General features: G+C 56.7%; 18 protein-coding genes. 10 read left to right on the top strand and 8 right to left on the bottom strand.

Going from position 1 to position 18,761, the window contains the following annotated elements; all coding sequences use genetic code 11:
* Positions 1-54: 54 nt before the first annotated feature.
* The 4 genes from modC to PO881_RS05910 all read right to left on the bottom strand — a co-directional run bounded on the left by modC (position 55) and on the right by PO881_RS05910 (position 2,862).
* Positions 55-1,113 (bottom strand): molybdenum ABC transporter ATP-binding protein ModC, encoded by a 1,059-nt coding sequence (modC, locus tag PO881_RS05925; protein ID WP_280172594.1) that lies wholly within the window; start codon positions 1,111-1,113, stop codon positions 55-57.
* Positions 1,113-1,805: a molybdate ABC transporter permease subunit gene (gene modB / locus PO881_RS05920; protein ID WP_192236612.1), complete on the bottom strand. Its 693-nt coding sequence runs from the start codon at positions 1,803-1,805 to the stop codon at positions 1,113-1,115. Before modB ends, modC begins: the two co-directional genes overlap by 1 nt.
* Positions 1,802-2,575, bottom strand: a complete 774-nt coding sequence (modA, locus tag PO881_RS05915) for a molybdate ABC transporter substrate-binding protein (RefSeq protein WP_280172593.1) — start codon at positions 2,573-2,575, stop codon at positions 1,802-1,804. Before modA ends, modB begins: the two co-directional genes overlap by 4 nt.
* A 128-nt stretch (positions 2,576-2,703) precedes the next feature.
* Positions 2,704-2,862 carry an AcrZ family multidrug efflux pump-associated protein gene (locus tag PO881_RS05910; RefSeq protein ID WP_007890616.1) on the bottom strand — a complete coding sequence of 53 codons (159 nt, stop codon included), beginning with the start codon at positions 2,860-2,862 and terminating at the stop codon, positions 2,704-2,706.
* Between the two features lie 118 nt (positions 2,863-2,980).
* Here PO881_RS05910 and modE point away from each other — a divergent pair, with 118 nt between their 5' ends.
* The 6 genes from modE to gpmA all read left to right on the top strand — a co-directional run bounded on the left by modE (position 2,981) and on the right by gpmA (position 9,727).
* On the top strand, positions 2,981-3,763 hold the full coding sequence (gene modE, locus PO881_RS05905) for a molybdenum-dependent transcriptional regulator (protein ID WP_280172592.1): 783 nt from the start codon (positions 2,981-2,983) through the stop codon (positions 3,761-3,763).
* A gap of 76 nt (positions 3,764-3,839) precedes the next feature.
* Positions 3,840-5,312 (top strand): molybdate ABC transporter ATP-binding protein ModF, encoded by a 1,473-nt coding sequence (modF, locus tag PO881_RS05900; RefSeq protein WP_280172591.1) that lies wholly within the window; start codon positions 3,840-3,842, stop codon positions 5,310-5,312.
* Between the two features lie 291 nt (positions 5,313-5,603).
* Positions 5,604-6,647: a galactose-1-phosphate uridylyltransferase gene (gene galT, locus PO881_RS05895; RefSeq protein WP_222233149.1), complete on the top strand. Its 1,044-nt coding sequence runs from the start codon at positions 5,604-5,606 to the stop codon at positions 6,645-6,647.
* Positions 6,648-7,796, top strand: a complete 1,149-nt coding sequence (gene galK, locus PO881_RS05890) for a galactokinase (protein WP_280172590.1) — start codon at positions 6,648-6,650, stop codon at positions 7,794-7,796. It begins immediately after the preceding gene.
* The gene (galM, locus tag PO881_RS05885; protein ID WP_280172589.1) at positions 7,790-8,824 is read left to right on the top strand and encodes a galactose-1-epimerase; all 1,035 of its coding nucleotides are present in this window, start codon (positions 7,790-7,792) and stop codon (positions 8,822-8,824) included. Before galK ends, galM begins: the two co-directional genes overlap by 7 nt.
* A gap of 150 nt (positions 8,825-8,974) precedes the next feature.
* A complete protein-coding gene (gene gpmA, locus PO881_RS05880; protein ID WP_008109047.1) occupies positions 8,975-9,727 on the top strand; it encodes a 2,3-diphosphoglycerate-dependent phosphoglycerate mutase in 753 nt (250 codons plus the stop codon).
* Between the two features lie 61 nt (positions 9,728-9,788).
* Here gpmA and aroG read toward each other — a convergent pair whose 3' ends face one another.
* Positions 9,789-10,841 (bottom strand): 3-deoxy-7-phosphoheptulonate synthase AroG, encoded by a 1,053-nt coding sequence (gene aroG / locus PO881_RS05875; RefSeq protein ID WP_110865751.1) that lies wholly within the window; start codon positions 10,839-10,841, stop codon positions 9,789-9,791.
* A 299-nt stretch (positions 10,842-11,140) separates the two neighbouring features.
* Between aroG and PO881_RS05870 the strand changes: the two genes are divergently transcribed.
* The 4 genes from PO881_RS05870 to zitB all read left to right on the top strand — a co-directional run bounded on the left by PO881_RS05870 (position 11,141) and on the right by zitB (position 16,187).
* The gene (locus tag PO881_RS05870; RefSeq protein ID WP_192414256.1) at positions 11,141-11,497 is read left to right on the top strand and encodes a YbgS-like family protein; all 357 of its coding nucleotides are present in this window, start codon (positions 11,141-11,143) and stop codon (positions 11,495-11,497) included.
* 103 nt (positions 11,498-11,600) lie between these two features.
* A complete protein-coding gene (locus PO881_RS05865; RefSeq protein WP_137385389.1) occupies positions 11,601-12,185 on the top strand; it encodes a response regulator transcription factor in 585 nt (194 codons plus the stop codon).
* The gene (locus tag PO881_RS05860; protein WP_280172588.1) at positions 12,167-15,253 is read left to right on the top strand and encodes an ATP-binding protein; all 3,087 of its coding nucleotides are present in this window, start codon (positions 12,167-12,169) and stop codon (positions 15,251-15,253) included. Before PO881_RS05865 ends, PO881_RS05860 begins: the two co-directional genes overlap by 19 nt.
* A complete protein-coding gene (gene zitB, locus PO881_RS05855; protein ID WP_277975817.1) occupies positions 15,222-16,187 on the top strand; it encodes a CDF family zinc transporter ZitB in 966 nt (321 codons plus the stop codon). Before PO881_RS05860 ends, zitB begins: the two co-directional genes overlap by 32 nt.
* On the opposite strand, the gene pnuC is transcribed toward zitB, so the two are convergent.
* From pnuC to PO881_RS05840, 3 genes are all read right to left on the bottom strand, one after another.
* Positions 16,181-16,903 carry a nicotinamide riboside transporter PnuC gene (gene pnuC / locus PO881_RS05850; protein WP_110865748.1) on the bottom strand — a complete coding sequence of 241 codons (723 nt, stop codon included), beginning with the start codon at positions 16,901-16,903 and terminating at the stop codon, positions 16,181-16,183. The genes zitB and pnuC overlap by 7 nt on opposite strands.
* Before the next feature lie 27 nt (positions 16,904-16,930).
* Entirely contained in the window at positions 16,931-17,992 is a 1,062-nt protein-coding gene (gene nadA, locus PO881_RS05845) for a quinolinate synthase NadA (RefSeq protein ID WP_280172587.1), read from the bottom strand.
* 135 nt (positions 17,993-18,127) lie between these two features.
* On the bottom strand, positions 18,128-18,634 hold the full coding sequence (locus tag PO881_RS05840; protein ID WP_280172586.1) for a methylated-DNA--[protein]-cysteine S-methyltransferase: 507 nt from the start codon (positions 18,632-18,634) through the stop codon (positions 18,128-18,130).
* Positions 18,635-18,761: the final 127 nt, after the last annotated feature.

Here is an 18,761-nt window from a genome sequence, read left to right as displayed (position 1 = left end):
TGTCGCGGCGCAATTCATGGCGCGGATTTTTCTCACACCGCGCAATGAATCCATTTACGCTGCTATCGACACGCTCTTGATCTGCGCATACAGCCACTGATCCGGTCGAATGCCCAGCTCATCGCGCGCCCACGGCGAAATGCGCGCCCACAGTTCGCTTATCCCAATGCGCAGCTTCACTTCCACCTGATCGTCAATCTCCAGCAGCTCAACCACCTGTGCCGGCAGAATATTGCGGATCGAGGTGTTATGCGGCGGCTGCAATGCCAGCGACACATCGGCTGAGGCGATGCGAATACGCAGCGGCGTTTTCAGCGGCTGATTCACCCGGCTCACCCAAATATGCTGATCGCCAAGCGACAGCGCGGTCATTGGGTAATCAGGATGCTGCTCCAGCACCTGCACACGCAGCACGCTGGTGCGCTCGGCGAGCGGCAGCCACGGACGCATCGCCGAACTGCTCCACACTTTTTCCAGCGGGCCAAAGGCTTTCACCTGGCCCGCATCCAGCACCAGCACGTTATCCGCTAACTGCAGGATTTCATCGAGGCTGTGCGATACGTAAAGAATGGGAATATCGACCTGCTTCGCCAGCTTTTGCAGATAGGGCATCAGCTCACGTTTGCGCGGCAGATCAAGCGACGCCAGCGGCTCATCCATCAGCAGAATATCGGGCGCCGTCAGCAACGCGCGGCCTATCGCCACGCGCTGTTTTTCACCGCCCGAAAGCGACGCAGGAAAACGCGTCAGCAGCGATTCTAAACCCAGCAGCGCCACCAGCGCGTTGAACTGCGGCTTCATTGAGGCCGCCATGCCGTATTGCAGATTGCCGCGCACGCGATAATGTGGAAACAGCCGCGCGTCCTGAAACACATAGCCGATACGGCGCTTTTCCGGCGGCAAATTCACGCGCGTGGCCGAATCGAACAGCAGGCGATCGTTTAACTCAATACGCCCGCTCTGCGGCTGGGTTAATCCGCCAATCGCGTTAATCAACGAGGTTTTGCCCGCACCCGACACGCCGAAAATGGCGGTAATGCCGCTGGCGGGAATATTGACGTTAACGTCGAGCAGGTGCTCGCCCAACTGCTGAGAAAGTTGCAGATTGAGCATTATGCCGCTCCCAGCCGTTTACGGCCCCAGCGCGCCAGCATTTCCGATGCCACTAACGACATCAGCGCCAGCGCAATCGCCACCGCACAGAGGCGCGCGGCGGTGCCTTCCGCGCCCGGCGTTTCAATCAGGGTAAACATCGCCGACGGAATGGTGCGCGTCTCGCCGGGAATGTTGGAAACAAACGTGATGGTGGCACCAAATTCGCCCAGCGAACGGGCAAAGGCCAGCACCGTGCCAACAATAATGCCCGGCAAGGTGAGCGGAAGCGTGATGGTGAAAAATACGCGCCAGCGCCCGGCACCCAGCGTGCGTGCGGCCAGCTCCAGTTTGGTATCCACCGCTTCCAGCGCAAGACGAATTGCACGCACCATCAGCGGAAACGCCATCACCGCCGAAGCGATCACCGCGCCGCGCCAGCTAAAGGCAAAGGTGAAACCGAACCAGTCATACAGCCATTCGCCAATAAAACCGCGCCGGCCTAAGGCGATCAGCAGCAGATAACCGACCACCACCGGCGGCAGCACCAGCGGCAAGTGAACAATACTATCCAGCAGGGTTTTGCCCGGAAAGCGGCAGCGCGCCAGAATCCAGGCCATCAGGATGCCAAACGGCAAGCTGCATATCACAGCTACACAGGACACTTTCAGGCTGAGAAAAACGGCCTGCCATTCGGGATCGCTCAATATCATTTCTTCGGCGTGAATCCATACTGTTTAAACACGGCAGCGGCATCCGGCCCCTGCAAATAGTTGTAGAAGGCTTCCACCGTTGCGTTCTGATGTTCTTTGACAATCGCCATCGGATATTCCACTGGCTTGTGGCTATCTTCCGGGAATCGTCCTACGACCTGCACTTTTTGACTGGCCACCGCGTCCGAACCATACACGATGCCGTACGGCGTTTCGTTACGCTCAACCAATGCCAGCGCGGCGCGCACGTTGTTGGCTGGCGCCAGCTGCGGGGATAAAGCGTCCCACGCGCCGAGTTTTTGTAATGCTTCTTTGGCATAAATGCCGGCAGGCACGTGATCCGGATCGCCCACCGCCAGACGCTCGCCTTTCAGCAGGCGTTTCCAGTCGGTTTTGCTATCAAGGGTGACCGCTTTAGCCGCGTCGCTTTTCGGTGCAATCAGCACTAGATCATTGCCGAGCAGCGTATAGCGCGTGCTGCTCACCACGCTGTTTTTTGCCACCACATCGTCCATCCACTGCTGATCGGCAGAGATGAACAGATCGGCCGGTGCGCCCTGATCGATCTGGCGCGCCAGCACCGAAGAAGAGGCAAAAGAGGATACCACTTCTACACCGCTTTTCTTCTGGTACTGCGTCGCAATGTCCTGCAGCACATTGGTCAGCGATGCCGCTGCAAACACGGTGATTTTCTCTGCGGCCGCGGCATGACCGGCCAATGAAACGCTTAAAACGGTTGCAGCAGCCCAACGGTACTTGATGGTTCGCATTTGTTGCTCCTTGTTACGTTATATATTTGATAATACAACGTACGCGCAAATGCGTCATGAGCTTTATATCGGCAGGATTTTACGGAAGTTCAGAAACAAAACGCCCGCAGGAAGCGGGCGTTGAGAAATTAGTGTTGTGAGCTGTTGGCAGGACGATCGTCGCGGCGGCCAAATTTTGAGATGACGTTGAAAACTTCACCCAGGCCGTAAATCAAACCGAGCATAATCGCCATCACAATCGGCACCATGATGATAGCCACAGCCAGGCTTTTTAACAGTTCCAGCATGGAAACCTCACGCAGAAAATAAAAAAGTGATTGTAACGGTTAGCGAAAAAAACGCACTGCCCTTTTCGTGCTTTTACTTTTAAGCAGTAAACTGAGCGGATTAACCTAAGGAGCTGACATGCAGGCAGAACTTTCTCTCCATATTCGTCTTCAGCAAAAGCTGTTTGCCGATCCGCGTCGCATCGAATTACTGAAACGCGTGCAGCAAACCGGCTCCATCAGCCAGGGCGCGAAACTGGCGGGCATCAGTTATAAAAGTGCCTGGGATGCGATCAATGAGATGAATCAGCTGGCCGACAAAACGCTGGTGGATCGCGCCACCGGCGGTAAAGGCGGCGGCGGCGCGCAGCTGACGCGTTATGGCGAGCGGCTGATTCAGCTGTTCCAGTTGATGGAGCAGATTCAACAAAAGGCCTTCGATGTGCTGCAAAACGACAGCTTGCCGCTCGACAGTTTGCTGGCGGCGATTGCGCGTTTCTCGCTGCAAACCAGCGCGCGCAATCAGCTGTTTGGTACGGTGCTGGCCAGCGATCATCAGCAGGTGCAGCAGCACATTGAGGTGCTGCTCGCCGATGGCGTAACGCGCCTGCAGGTGGCGATCACCGCACACAGTGCCGAACGCTTGCAGCTCGATAGCGGCAAAGAGGTGCTGGTGCTGATTAAAGCACCGTGGATTCACGTCAGTCACGCCGCCGCCAGCAGCGACAATCAACTGGCTGCGCAGATCAGCGCAATTGAGCCCGGCGATCAGCTTAGCGAAGTATTGATGGTGTTGCCGAGTGGCGAAACGCTGTGCGCGACCGTCACCAATGAGGCGGTGAAACAGCAGAATCTGCAGGTTGGCGCCAGCGTCACCGCCAGTTTTAATGCCGAACACGCCATCATCGCCACACTGCTCTGAAATCCACGCCATGATTTGACTTCGCCTGCATCGCTGGCTAAAACTGGACGACACGATGCATAAAACGGAATAGATCATGGCTTCATTGCAAATTTCGCAAGGCACGTTTCACCTTAGCGACACCCGAGCACTGTCCCTTAACGATTTAACCCTCAACAGCGGCGAAAGCTGGGCGTTTGTCGGCGCCAACGGCAGCGGCAAGTCATCGCTGGCGCGCGCCCTATCCGGCGAGTTGCAGCCCGGTAAAGGCAGCGTGCAGCAGGATTTTCAGCGTCGTACGCGCCTATCGCTGGAGCAGCTACAGAAACTGGTCAGCGATGAGTGGGAACGTAATAACACCGATCTACTGAGTGAACGCGAAGACGATACCGGTCGCACCGCCGCACAGATCATTCAGGATGAAGTGCAAGATGCGACGCGTTGTCAGGCGCTGGCGCAGCAGTTTGGCATCACTTATCTGCTCGATCGTCGCTTCAAATATCTCTCCACCGGCGAGACGCGCAAAACGCTGTTGTGCCAGGCGCTGATGGCGCAGCCGGATCTGCTGATCCTTGATGAACCTTTCGATGGGCTGGATGTGGCGTCGCGCGCCAGCCTGGCGCAAACCCTCAACGATCTGCATCGAAGCGGTTTTAGCGTAGTGCTGGTGCTCAATCGCTTTGATGATATTCCCGATTTTGTCGAGAAGGTCGGCGTGTTGGCCGAATGCACGTTAACCCACGTGGGCGAACGGCGCGCGATTCTGGCCGAAGCGCTGGTGGCGCAGCTGGCGCACAGCGAGAAGCTTGCTGGCATGGCACTGCCGCAGGCGGATCAACCCGATCAACTGCCGCAGCTGGCCGAAGATGCGCCGCGCGTGATACTGCGCAACGGCGTGGTGTCGTACAACGACAAAGCGGTGATTGATGGCCTGAACTGGCAGGTTAATCCCGGTGAACACTGGCAGATTGTGGGGCCGAACGGCGCGGGTAAATCCACCCTGCTCAGTTTGGTAACCGGCGATCATCCGCAGGGTTACAGCAACGATTTGACGCTGTTTGGCATCCGACGCGGCAGCGGTGAAACCATCTGGGACATCAAGCAGCACATCGGTTACGTCAGCAGCAGCCTGCACCTCGATTATCGCGTCAGCTGTAATGTGCGCACCGTGGTGCTCTCCGGCTTCTTCGATTCGATTGGTCTGTATCAGGCGGTGTCCGATCGGCAAAAAGCGCTGGCGCGTCAGTGGCTGGCGCTGCTCGGTATGGATAATCAGCTGGCGGATGCGCCGTTCCACAGTTTGTCGTGGGGCCAGCAGCGGCTGGTGCTAATTGCGCGCGCGCTGGTGAAACATCCCACGCTACTCATTCTCGATGAACCGTTGCAGGGGCTTGATCCGATTAACCGCCAGTTGGTGCGCCGCTTTGTTGATGTGCTGATTGGCGAAGGCCGTACGCAACTGCTGTTTGTCTCCCACCACGCCGAAGATGCGCCGCAGTGCATCACCCATCGCCTGAGTTTTGTCGCGCAGGAACAGGGATACGGTTTCCTGCAAGAGTCGCTGCGTTAAATAGCGGTTGCCATAAGTGGCAATCCTACAAACATCTAACGTGCATAGCGCCATTGCCAAAATAATTCGAGCTGCGGCAAGCAGCAGCAGTTCGAAGTATGAAGGCAATGTAAGCGTTACCATTTCATCGCCTGGTAATTCAACAAACACACGCAACAACCCCACAAAATGAGAATCGTCACCTTGTGTAAACGATACCATTTATCCAGACTGGATCACGCTTTCACGCTGGTCTTTGTGCTACTTTGATCAAAATCATTTTTATCTGTTTGCCGTTTACCAGGACTCATCATGGAAAAATTTAACCCGGTCGATCACCCGCATCGCCGTTATAACCCATTGATCGATCAATGGGTGCTGGTCTCACCCCATCGCGCTAAGCGCCCGTGGCAAGGTGCGCAGGAAACCCCGGCACTGGAGCAACTGCCAGCGCACGATCCTGACTGCTTCCTTTGTGCTGGAAACACCCGCATTACCGGTGACAAAAACCCTAACTATAAAAGCACTTACGTGTTCACCAATGACTTTGCCGCGCTGATGACTAACACGCCAGACGCACCGCAAAGCGACGATCTGTTGATGCGCTGCGAAAGCGCGCGCGGCACCAGCCGGGTGATCTGCTTCTCGCCGGATCACAGCAAAACGCTGCCGGAACTGCCGCTGAGCGGGCTGGAAGATATCGTGCGGACCTGGCAGGAACAGACTGCCGATCTCGGTCAGCACTATCCGTGGGTGCAGGTGTTTGAAAACAAAGGTGCGGCGATGGGCTGCTCCAACCCGCATCCGCATGGCCAGATTTGGGCCAACAGCTTCCTGCCAAACGAAGCGCAGAAAGAAGATGACAACCAGCGTCACTATTTTGCCGAGAAAGGCACGCCGCTGCTGGTCGATTATGCTGCGCGCGAGTTGAGCGATGGCAGCCGTACGGTGGTGGAAACCGAACACTGGCTGGCCGTGGTGCCGTGGTGGGCGGCGTGGCCGTTTGAAACCTTGCTGCTGCCGAAAGCCCATGTGAAACGCATCACCGATCTCTCCGAGCCGCAGCGCACCGATCTGGCGCTGGCGCTTAAGCAGCTCACCAGCCGCTACGACAACCTGTTCCAGTGCTCTTTCCCCTATTCGATGGGCTGGCACGGCGCGCCGTTCAACGGCGAAGCCAACGATCACTGGCAGCTGCACGCACACTTCTATCCGCCGCTGCTGCGTTCAGCCACGGTACGCAAATTTATGGTTGGCTATGAAATGCTGGCCGAAACCCAACGTGATTTAACGGCGGAACAGGCAGCTGAACGTCTGCGTTCTGTCAGCGATGTCCATTTCCGCGAGGCGCAATAAATGTCATTAAAATCCATTACTCAACAGGTTTTCGCTGACACTTTCGGCTATCAGGCGACACACAGCATTCAGGCGCCGGGCCGCGTCAATCTGATTGGCGAACACACCGACTACAACGATGGCTTTGTGCTGCCGTGCGCCATCGATTATCAAACCGTGATTGCCTGCGCCAAACGCGACGATCGCCAGGTGCGCGTGATTGCCGTCGATTACGACAATCAGCAGGACAGCTTCTCGCTGGATGCGCCGATTGAGCCGCTGAAAGAGCCAATGTGGGCCAACTACGTGCGCGGCGTGGTGAAACATCTGCAGAAACGCGATGCCAGCTTTGGCGGCGTGGATATGGTGATCAGCGGCAACGTGCCACAAGGCGCGGGCCTGAGTTCTTCGGCGTCGCTGGAAGTGGCGGTCGGTACCGTATTCCAGCAGCTGTATGCGTTAAACCTCGATGGCGCAGCGATTGCGGTGAACGGTCAGGAAGCGGAAAACCAGTTTGTCGGCTGCAACTGCGGCATCATGGATCAGCTGATCTCGGCGCTCGGTCAGCCGGATCACGCCATGCTGCTGGATTGTCGTACGCTCGGCACGCGCGCGGTATCAATGCCGGAAGATGTCGCGGTGGTGATCATCAACTCCAACTTCCGTCGTAGCCTGGTGGGCAGCGAATACAATACGCGTCGTGAACAGTGTGAAACTGGCGCACGCTTCTTCAATAAACCGGCGCTGCGCGATGTGACGCTGGAAGAGTTTGAAGCCTCTGCTGGTGAGCTGGATGCGTTGGTGGCAAAACGCGTGCGTCACGTGATTAGCGAAAATGCGCGCACGCTGGAAGCCGCCGATGCGTTAAGCGCGGGCAATCTGAAACGCATGGGCGAACTGATGGCCGAATCGCACGCCTCAATGCGTGACGATTTCGAAATCACCGTGCCGCAAATCGATCAGCTGGTTGAGATTGTGAAAGCAGAAATCGGCCCGCGCGGCGGCGTGCGTATGACCGGCGGCGGTTTCGGTGGCTGCATCGTGGCGCTGATGCCAATCGATCTGGTCGATGCGGTGAAAGCGGTGGTCGCTGAGAAGTATGAAGCGCAAACCGGCATCAAAGAGACCTTCTACGTGTGCAAAGCGTCCGCAGGAGCAGGCCAATGGTAAGTGATGTGAATTCACACGCGCCAGACGGGCAACCGTGGCGCATCACTGTGCTGCGCAATCGCAACGGCATGGTGGCTACTTTTATGGATTGGGGCGCGACCTGGCTGTCAGCGCGCGTGCCAATGTTGGACCACAGCGTGCGTGAAGCGCTGCTCGGCTGTGCCACGCCGTCCGATTATCTGCATCAGGATGCTTATCTTGGCGCGACGATTGGCCGCTACGCGAACCGCATCGCCTCGGCCGAACTGAAGCCGCTTAACCTGCTGCTGGCAGCGAATCAGGGCGCACATCAGCTGCACGGCGGGCCGGAAGGTTTCGATAAACGTCGCTGGCAGATTCTCAGTCAGAGCGAAAGCGAGGTGCACTATCGCCTCGATTCGCCCGATGGCGATCAGGGTTATCCCGGCAATGTGATCGCCAATGTCATCTATCAACTTGATGACGATAATTGCTTGTCGATTCGCTATGAAGCGCAAACCGACAAGCCTTGCCCGGTCAATCTCACCAACCATGCTTACTTTAATCTTGATGCGCATCATGGTGATGCGCGCCAGCATCGCTTACAACTGCACGCCGATCGTTACCTGCCGGTGGACAGCGAAGGCATTCCTAACGCGCCGCTGAAAGAGGTGGCGGGAAACAGTTTTGATTTCCGCCAGCCGAAGCGCGTCGCCGATGAGTTCCTCGCCGATGACGATCAAAAAGCGGTGAAAGGCTATGACCACGCCTTTTTGCTCAACACCGCTGGCGACAGCAGCCAGCCCGCCGCCCATTTATGGTCTGCCGATGGCAAGCTGGAGCTGAGCGTGTTTACTGCCGCTCCGGCGCTGCAGTTCTACGCCGGCAACTATCTGGCGGGAACACGCGCCCGTGAGCAGGACAGCTATACTGCTTTCCAGGGCATCGCTCTGGAGAGCGAATTTTTACCGGATTCGCCTAACCATGCAGAGTGGCCGCAGCCCGATTGCTGGCTACAACCCGGCGACAGCTGGCAGTCCGTGACGCGTTATCGCTTCACGCCGCACTGAGCCACCGGATGAAAAACGCGCACTGCGCTGCCGACAGGCTTACGCCGTGCGTTGTTTTCCGCTATGGTATGGCGCTATTAGTGAGCCGCTTCTCAGTGGCCGCAGCCGGTTTCAATACTAATCGTAAATCGAGCATTAAGGAGTAAAGCTATGGCCGTAACTAAGCTGGTACTGGTGCGACACGGCGAAAGCCAGTGGAACCAGGAAAACCGCTTCACCGGATGGTACGACGTTGACCTGTCTGACAAAGGTCGCACTGAAGCCAAAGCAGCCGGTCAGCTGCTGAAGAAAGAAGGTTTCGTGTTTGATTTCGCTTACACCTCAGTGCTGAAGCGCGCTATCCATACCCTGTGGAACGTGCTGGATGAGCTGGATCAGGCTTGGCTGCCGGTTGAAAAAACCTGGCGTCTGAACGAGCGTCACTACGGTGCGCTGCAAGGTCTGGATAAAGCAGAAACCGCCGCTAAATACGGTGACGAGCAAGTGAAACAGTGGCGTCGTGGCTTTGCTATCACGCCACCCGAACTGGATCGCGCTGATGAGCGTTTCCCTGGCCACGATCCGCGTTACGCTTCACTGACTGACGCGCAGCTGCCAACCACCGAAAGCCTGGCGCTGACCATCGAACGCGTGATTCCTTACTGGAACGAAAGCATTCTGCCGCGCATTAAGAGCGGTGAGAAAGTGATCGTTGCTGCACACGGCAACTCACTGCGTGCGCTGGTTAAATACCTCGACAACCTGAGCGAAGACGAGATCCTCGAACTGAACATCCCAACTGGCGTGCCGTTGGTGTATGAGTTCGATGAGAACTTCAAGCCGCTCAAACGTTACTATCTGGGTGATGCTGATGAGATTGCTGCGAAAGCCGCAGCCGTAGCCAACCAGGGTAAAGCGAAGTAAGCGAACGCTGAAACGCAAAAAGGCCAGACGCAAGTCTGGCCTTTTTTATTGCCGCATTGGCTTAGCTGCGGCGCTGTTTGACCGCCTGAGCCAGCTGACGCAACGCCTTCTCAGTGTCTTCCCAGCCGATACAGGCATCGGTCACGCTCTGGCCGTACACCAGCGGTTTGCCGCTTTCGAGGCTCTGATTACCTTCCACCAGATGACTCTCAATCATCACGCCAGTAATCGCCTGCTCACCACCGGCAATTTGCTGTGCCACGTCGTCGGCAACCACCATCTGACGCTGGAACTGCTTGCTGCTATTAGCATGGCTGAAGTCGATCATCACTTGCGGACGCAAGCCTGCTTTCTCCAGACCGGTTTTCACGGCAGCCACGTGTTCGGCGCTGTAGTTCGGCTCTTTGCCGCCGCGCAGGATGATGTGGCAGTCTTCGTTACCGCTGGTTTCGACAATCGCCGAGTGACCATATTTGGTGACTGACAGGAAGCAGTGTGGCGCGCTGGCCGCACCGATGGCGTCAATCGCCACTTTGATGGTGCCGTCGGTACCGTTTTTGAAGCCCACCGGGCAAGAGAGGCCGGAAGAGAGTTCGCGATGCACCTGCGATTCGGTGGTACGTGCGCCAATCGCGCCCCAGCTCATCAGGTCGGCCATATATTGTGGCGTGATCATATCGAGGAACTCACCGGCGGCTGGCAACCCGATATCGTTGATATCCACCAGCAGCTTGCGCGCCAGGCGCAGGCCGTCATTGATCTGGAAGCTGCCATCCATAAACGGGTCGTTGATCAGCCCTTTCCAGCCCACCGTGGTGCGCGGTTTTTCAAAGTAAACGCGCATCACCACTTCGAGATCGTCTTTTAGCTCATCACGCAGTGCCAGCAGGCGCGTCGCATACTCTTGCGCAGCCTGGGTATCGTGAATTGAGCACGGACCGATCACCACCAGCAGACGATCGTCTTCGCCATGCAGAATGCGGTGAATCGCCTGACGTGACTGCGCTACGGTTGCAGCCGCTTTATCGGTGGCGGGGAATTTTTCAAGCAAAGCAACAGGAGGCAGTAACTCTTTGATCTCTCTGATGCGTAAATCATCGTTCTGGTAATCCATACACAATTCCATTCAAATTTCTGGCCCAACGTCCGTCGGGCGCAACCCGCCCACTTTAGCCCTTCGCGCGGTGGGTGTAAATTACGCATAGCGCTTAAAATGTACATCTCAAATTTGCATTTATATATCCATGCACTAAGCTTTTTAAATGTAAGCACTAAGGAATGATGTGTTTGCAAAATTAAATTTTTAAGTGAAGCGTATAAGGTGGATTTTATTCCATCGCGGCACGCTATTTTCGTCACTCAACACCAGCGGGTGTTAGACGGCAACTATCCATTAATTACTGGAGCATAATGATGAATAAGTTTGCAATGATCTTTCTGACAGCAGCGATGACCATGGGTAGCGGTGCTGTAATGGCTGCGGATAACAACAATGGTGCGGCCAACGCTTCAGCTGAAGCCGGTGCAGCAGCTGGCGGTGCAAAACAAAATCTGCCACCTAATAATGTTGATAACAGCAAAATTAACAGCGGTAGCACCAATACCAACAGCGCAGCAACGTCAGGCACTGACTCAAGCAATATGTCAGCCAGCCAGGTGCACAAAAACAGCATGTGCAAAGACGGCAAATGCCCGGACATGAATAAAAAAGTCGACACCAAAGAGGGTGGCGGCCACGTGAAACATAAAACAGATGGTACTTCGCAATAAGGTTCCTTCTGTTTGATCAAGGGAGAGCTTCGGCTCTCCCTTTTATTTTGCCTCCCGCCCTTTTCCGCTATGCTGAAGCAATGAAATTCACAGGAACTGTTTCATGGCTTCATTGCTGCTTATTGATGATCACCCGTTAGTTGCCGTCGCACTGGAAGCGGCTTGCGTTAACGCTCCTATCACGTTGAACATTCACGCCGCTGGCGACGAAGCGCAGGCGCGCCAACTGCTTCAACAACATCCCATCGATTTAATTGTGCTGGATATCGGTTTACCCGATTGCGACGGACTCGAACTGCTGCGCCGGTTGCGCGTGCGTAATCAGCACTGCCCGGTGTTGATCTATTCCGCGCAGCAGAGCCGCCACACACTGCTCAGCGCCGTGTCGCTTGGCGCTGCTGGTTACGTGGTGAAAAGCCAAAGCATGGCGCAACTGCTGAGCGCGATTCTGGCGGTGCTCGGCGGCCAGCAGGCTTTTCCGCCGCTGCCGGAACGTATCGAACTGCCGTTAACCGAGAAAGAGCAGCAGATTGTAGCGCTGCTGGTGCGCGGCCTTTCGAATTTGCAGATTGGCGAACAGCTGCATATCAGCAATAAAACCGTTAGCACTCACAAGAAGAACATCCTGGAGAAAACCGGCGTACAGTCGGTGGTTGAGCTGGCTGAGCTGTGGAAAGCGCAGCAGTGAGGATCTGTTTGCTGCTGTGTACGCTGCTGCTGAGTGTGATGGCGAAAGCCGATCTGCAACCCGCCAGCAGCGTGATGTTACCCGCGATGATGCCGGCCCCACACGCCGAGCCGTGGCCTGGCGCAACGTTGCGCGTCGCGGTGCCGGCACAAAACAGCGCACCCTGGGCGATGCGTATTGGCGATCACCTCTGGGGCATCGACGCCGACTATCTCAGCGCCCTAAGCCAGTTGACCGGTACGCATTTCACGCTGCAAAGCTATGCCGATCGCGCGCAGCAACTGGCAGCCTTGCAGCGCGGCGAGGTGGATTTGGTGTTAAGTAATCAACATGCCCAGCTCCCATCCGATGTGCTGCTCAGCGACAGCTGGTACAGCAGCCCGATTCGCATCTATCGCAACCGGGATAATCAGCGCGCGGTGATGTTCAATAGCGAAACCGCGCAGCTCACCATTGCCGAAGCGACGCTGGCGCAGTTGCCCACTGAATTTGTGCAGCAGCATCGCTGGCACACCTTGCCGGGCGATCTGCAGGCGCTGTATGCGCTGCTCAATCAGCAAAGCGATTATCTGGTCGCCGATGAAGCCAGCGCCGGTTTCTTGCTGGGCCAGCTGCAGCAAGGACAAATTTACCAAATCACTGCCGATCCTGGCGCGGGCGAATTAACGCTACGCGCAATGACGCGCAATGCCGCGCTGATCCACTGGCTTAACAGCCAGCTGCGTCTGCTGCCCGCCGAGTTCAGCAGTCGGGTCCAGCAGCGCTGGAGCCCGCCGCTGCTGCGTTATCAGGACACACAAACTCTGATGCTGTCGGCCAGCGAAAAGCAGTGGCTGGCGCAACATACTGAGATTCCGTATGCGGTTGAGGCGGATAACGCGCCCTGGAGTTATCGCGACAGCAGCGGCAACGCGCGCGGCTTCGGCATCGACATGCTGAACGCGCTGAGCCAAAGTACCGGCCTGCGTTTTACCCCGCGCTGGGTCAACAATCCGCAGCAGGCCGCCACGCTACTGCAGCAACAGCAGGTGATGCTCAACCTGTTGCAGCCGCTGTATGGCGACGATCCCGGCAGCAATACTTTGCCGGTATGGCGCGCCATTTGGGGCATTTACACGCTTGCCACGCATCAGCCAATGAACTGGCAATCGTTACAAGGCCAGCGCGTGGGCGTATTACGCGACGATCTCGCCATACGTTTGCTGCCGTCAGGTATTACGCCGCAGCCGTTCGACGATCGGACGCAGCTGTGGCAAGCGCTGAATAACGGTCAGATCGATGCGCTGGTAGATAACGTGCTCTCTGCCCGCTGGCGTATGGCGAGTCACGAAGATAATCGTGTGCATCTGGCGTTTGCTGCCAGCGATATCGCCTGGCCGCTGGCGCCGCAGGTCAGTGCTGAACAGCCTAAGCTGCGCGCCCTGCTCGACCATGCATTGCAGCAAATCCCGCCTGATACGCTCAACCAGATGCGAGTCAGCTGGTCACAGCCGCCGCAGCCCGGCACGACGATGGCGATGCGCAATATTCCGCTGATGATTTTGCTTGCGGCAGGCGTAATTATTCTGTTGCTGTTGGGCTTGCTGACGCGTCGTTACTGGCAGCAGCGTCGTGACCGATTGCAGCGTGAGCAGGCCGAACGCGCCAATGCCGCCAAAAGCCAGTTTCTCGCCACCGCCAGCCACGAACTGCGCACGCCGATGCAGGCGATTCTCGGTTTGCTGGAGCTGGAACAGCAGCAGCATCCGAGTGAACGGCTGGCGCTGATGCACAGCAGCGCGCGGTCGCTGATGGCGCTATTGAACGACTTGCAGGATCACGCGCGTATTGAGAGCCAGAGCTTCCGTCTGGCGCCGCGTCCGCTCAATCTAACGCTCTGGCTGCAGCAACAGCAGCAGTTTTATCATCCCTTAATGCGCGATGCCGGGCCGAACCTGATTGCCGAAGCCCTGACGCCGCTGCCTGCCAGCGTGTTGCTGGATGGGGATCGCCTGCAGCAGGTGGTGAATAATCTGGTGGCCAACGCCCTTAAGTTTACCCGCGAAGGCGAAGTGCGCCTGTCGCTGGCGGTCAGTGAGCACATCCAGCTTACGGTCACCGACACCGGCAGCGGCATCCCGCTTAACGAGCAGGCAAAACTGTTTGAGCCGTGGTATCAGGCGCCGTCCGGCAAAAGCCATGCGGTGCAAGGCAGCGGCTTAGGTTTGTTTATCTGTCGCGAGATTGTGCAACGAATGGGCGGTACGCTAACGCTCACTTCAGCACCGGGCAGCGGCACCACGGTCAGCGTGCAGTTGCCATTAGTCGTGAGCCAAGAGCCGTTAACCGAGCGCACAGCCAGCTGGCCTGTTTACCCGCAGCTGCGCGTGGCGATTGTGGACGATCACCCGACCAATCTTTTGGTGATGCAGCAGCAGCTGGCGATGTTTGGCGTTGAGGCGCAGGTATTTGAAGAGGGCCGAGCGCTGCTGCGCGCCGATGCTCAGCGCGCCTTCGATATTCTGTTTATCGACCAGATGATGCCGCGCCCGGATGGTTTAACGCTGCTGCGTGTTCTGCGCCGTCGTCAGCGCCAGCGCGGCAGCACCTCGCTACGCGTGCTCTGCTCTGCGGATGTTCAGTTGCTGAAAATCGCCTTGCAGGATGACGAAGCTTTGTTGCTCAAACCCATTGAGCTCGATCATCTGGCACCGCTGCTGGCGCGCGCAGTAAAAGATCCATTGGATGTCTTGCCAAACAGCTTACTGATTCTGGCGCAGGATAATCAGGCATTTATTCCGCGCATCTGTCAAACCTTGCAGCGCACGCTGCAACAGGATCGGGATTTGCTGTTGAACGCGCGCGATACACAGAATTGGTCGGCGCTGGAACAGGCTGCACACCGCATGAAGGGCAGCTGGTTGATGCTGGGTATGGATGAGGTTGCCGAGCGCTGTCAGCAGTTGATTGAGCAGGTTAAACAGCAGCAGTTGCCGCTTGATGATCTCAATTTACTGATATCATTAACAAACAGGTTACTTAAACAACTGGATAATTATGGCACACACGCATTCTCACGGGACCGCTAACGGCAACCGCACGCGACTAGCCGCGGCGTTTGGCGTAACGGCGCTGTTTATGGTGGCCGAAGTGATCGGCGGGCTGGTTTCTGGCTCGCTGGCGCTGCTGGCCGATGCCGGACATATGTTGACCGATGCCGCCGCGCTGCTGATGGCGTTACTCGCGGTGCAGTTTGCCCAGCGCAAGCCTAACGCGCGCCATACCTTCGGCTTGCTGCGTCTCACCACCTTAGCGGCGTTCGTCAACGCCATTGCGCTATTGGTGATTACGGTGCTGATTGTCTGGGAAGCGCTGCGTCGCTTTTATGAACCCCAGCCGATTGCCGGCGGATTGATGCTCGGCATCGCCATTGCCGGTTTGCTGGCCAATCTGCTGTCGTTCTGGCTGCTGCATCGCGGCAGCGAAGAGAAGAATCTCAACGTGCGTGCGGCGGCATTGCATGTGCTGGGCGATTTGCTGGGTTCGGTCGGTGCGATTGTCGCGGCGGTGATCATCATGCTGACCGGCTGGACGCCAATCGACCCGATTTTGTCGCTGCTGGTGTCATTGCTGGTGGTACGTAGCGCCTGGTCGCTATTGCGCGAGAGCCTGCATGAGTTGCTGGAAGGTGCGCCGGGCCATATCAACGCGGATAAACTGTCACGCGAGCTGACGCGCAATATCGATGAAGTACGTAACGTGCATCACGTTCATTTGTGGCAAGTGGGTGAAAAACCGGTGCTGACGCTGCATGTGCAGGTGATTCCGCCATACGATCATGACGGCCTGCTTAAGCGCATTCACCACTATTTGCATGAGCACTATCAGATTGCCCACGCCACGGTGCAGATGGAATATCAGCCGTGCAGCGGGCCGGACTGCGAGTTGTGTTTAGATAATAGCGCCGCGCAGCACGATCACCACGATCATGCTGCGCTGGAAGGTCACGCTCATCATCACTGATGGGACAGCGCGCGCGAGCCATGTTCGCGTGCGCTTTGCATCCACAGGCGCGAACCGTTAAGCGCAATCAGCGTCAGAATCGCGTACTCCAGTGACATGGCATATACGCCCTGACGCGCAAAGATCATCACGCTGATAACGTTGATCACCACCCAAAGCAGCCAGTTCTCAACATATTTTCGCGTCATCAAAATCATCGCCACAATCGACAGCACCATCATGCACGAATCCCAGAATGGGAACGCATCCGGCTGCAGTTGCGGCATCGCCACGTTAAGCCCCAGACTTTGCATGATGCCGACCGCTGTTTTGGTCAGGAAGGCAAAGACCGGATCGATGTACACCGTCATCAGCGCAATCGCCACCACGCACGCCGCGCCCCAGCCCAATGCTTTCGGCAGCGGCAGCCAGCGAATTCTCAGCTCCGTTTCGTTGTTAGAGGTTTGCCGACTCCACGCGTACCAGCCGTAAACGTTGGCGACAAAGAAGAACAGTTGCAGCAACAAGCTGGCGTAAAGCTGAATCTGGAAGAAAATCACCGCGAACAGCGTGACGTTTATCAGCCCGAAAAAGTAGTTGATAATTTTCTCAAGGCTGGCGAGCCAGATGCACAGCAGGCCCGCAAGGGTACCAACGGCTTCAATCCATGAGAGATCGTAGCCGCCAACGCCGAGCGGAATGTGAACCAGAATATTTTGCGTGCTAAAGAAGTCCATATAAAGTGCCTGTGTAACGGGAGCCCGTCATGCATTCCCTTTGATTTTAAGTTTGAGATCTGCAGCAAAGGATAGCATGCGGTTGAGCGGTAGCAACGCGGCCTCACGCAACGCGCTATCCACATGGATCTCATGCGCGCTGCCGCCACGCTCCAGTCCTTCGGCAATCGCTTTCAGGCCGTTCATCGCCATCCAAGGGCAGTGCGCACAGCTGCGGCAGGTGGCGCCCTCGCCTGCGGTGGGCGCTTCCAGCAACTCTTTGTTCGGCACCGCCTGCTGCATTTTGTAGAAGATGCCGCGATCGGTGGCGACGATCATCTGCGGATGCGGCAAACTTTGCGCCGCCTGAATCAGCTGACTGGTGGATCCCACCGCATCAGCCAGATCGACAATCGCCTGCGGTGATTCAGGATGCACCAGCACCGCCGCATGCGGATAGAGCGCCTTCATGCGTTGCAAAGCCTGTGTTTTAAATTCGTCATGCACAATACAGGCGCCCTGCCAGCACAGCACATCCGCGCCGGATTTTTGCGTGACGTAGCGGCCGAGATGGCGATCCGGTGCCCAGATGATTTTCTCGCCGAGGCTATCGAGATGCTCAATCAGCTCAACCGCGATGCTCGAGGTGACGACCCAATCCGCGCGCGCCTTCACCGCCGCCGAGGTGTTGGCATACACCACCACCGTGCGATCGGGATGCTGATCGCAGAAGCGGTTAAACTCTTCAATTGGGCAACCGAGATCGAGCGAGCATTCCGCCTGCAAGGTGGGCATCAGCACGGTTTTTTCCGGGCTAAGGATTTTTGCGGTTTCACCCATAAAACGCACGCCCGCCACCAGCAAGGTTTTAGCAGGATGGGTGCTGCCGAAACGCGCCATTTCCAGTGAGTCCGATACGCAGCCGCCGGTCTCTTCCGCCAGCGCCTGAATTTCGGGATCGGTGTAGTAATGCGCCACCATCACCGCATCGCGTTCTTCCAGCAAGCGTTTGATTTTGTTTTTGTAGTGGGCTTTTTCATCGTCGCTGAGACGTGCCGGTTTCGGCGGGAAAGGATAGATCGCGCTTTCAGGATCGAACATCAGGCTCATGACACGGCTCTCGTTTTCTCAATTTAACAAAATTGCCGGTTACGGCAATGATGCGGCATCAAAACCGCTATAGTGTTTTATATGCTAAACACGATAGCGGAATTGCGCGAGAGTGTCGTCTCTTTTTTGCGCGCTCTACAGCAACAATGCGCTGCTCAAAGTTTTCTGCGGACTTTCCAGCTCCAGCAGGAAGGCTTTAACGGTGAGTCCGCCTGCAAAACCGGTGAGTTTGCCGTTGCTGCCAATCACGCGATGGCACGGCGCCATAATCGACAGCGGATTTTTACCGTTCGCTGCTCCCACGGCGCGCACCGCTTTCGGATTGCCGATCTGCTCGGCGATTTGCTGGTAGCTGCGCGTTTCACCAAACGGGATGGTGAGCAGTGCCTGCCACACTTTTTTCTGGAACTCGGTGCCGACGGTGTCGTACGGCATATCAAACTGCTGACGCTCACCGGCGAAATATTCGCGCAGTTGGCGTTCGGCCTCACACAGAATCGGATGCTGATCGTTACGGTTGATCGGCTTGAACGGCACGCGCTGCGCCCCTTCGTTTTCCCACAGAATCGCCGACAATCCTTTATCGGTGGCAACAAGCGTGAGCTCACCAACGGGCGTCGCGATGATTTTGGCATGATACATGGTGCACCTCCGGCATATTCTCTGCTGGCGATTATCGCATTTCCGCCGAAGGAAACTGGCTGTTTTCGGTCATCAGCATAAACTGGTTAGCTGTCCGAAAGCAGCGAGTTTTCCTGTTCAGCTTGCG

The sequence above is a fragment of the Pantoea sp. SS70 genome (genome assembly GCF_029866845.1).
In the GTDB taxonomy this organism is placed as follows: domain Bacteria; phylum Pseudomonadota; class Gammaproteobacteria; order Enterobacterales; family Enterobacteriaceae; genus Pantoea; species Pantoea leporis.
Note: the sequence above shows the minus strand (reverse complement) of the source record. Positions and strands in the feature narration are given on the sequence as shown.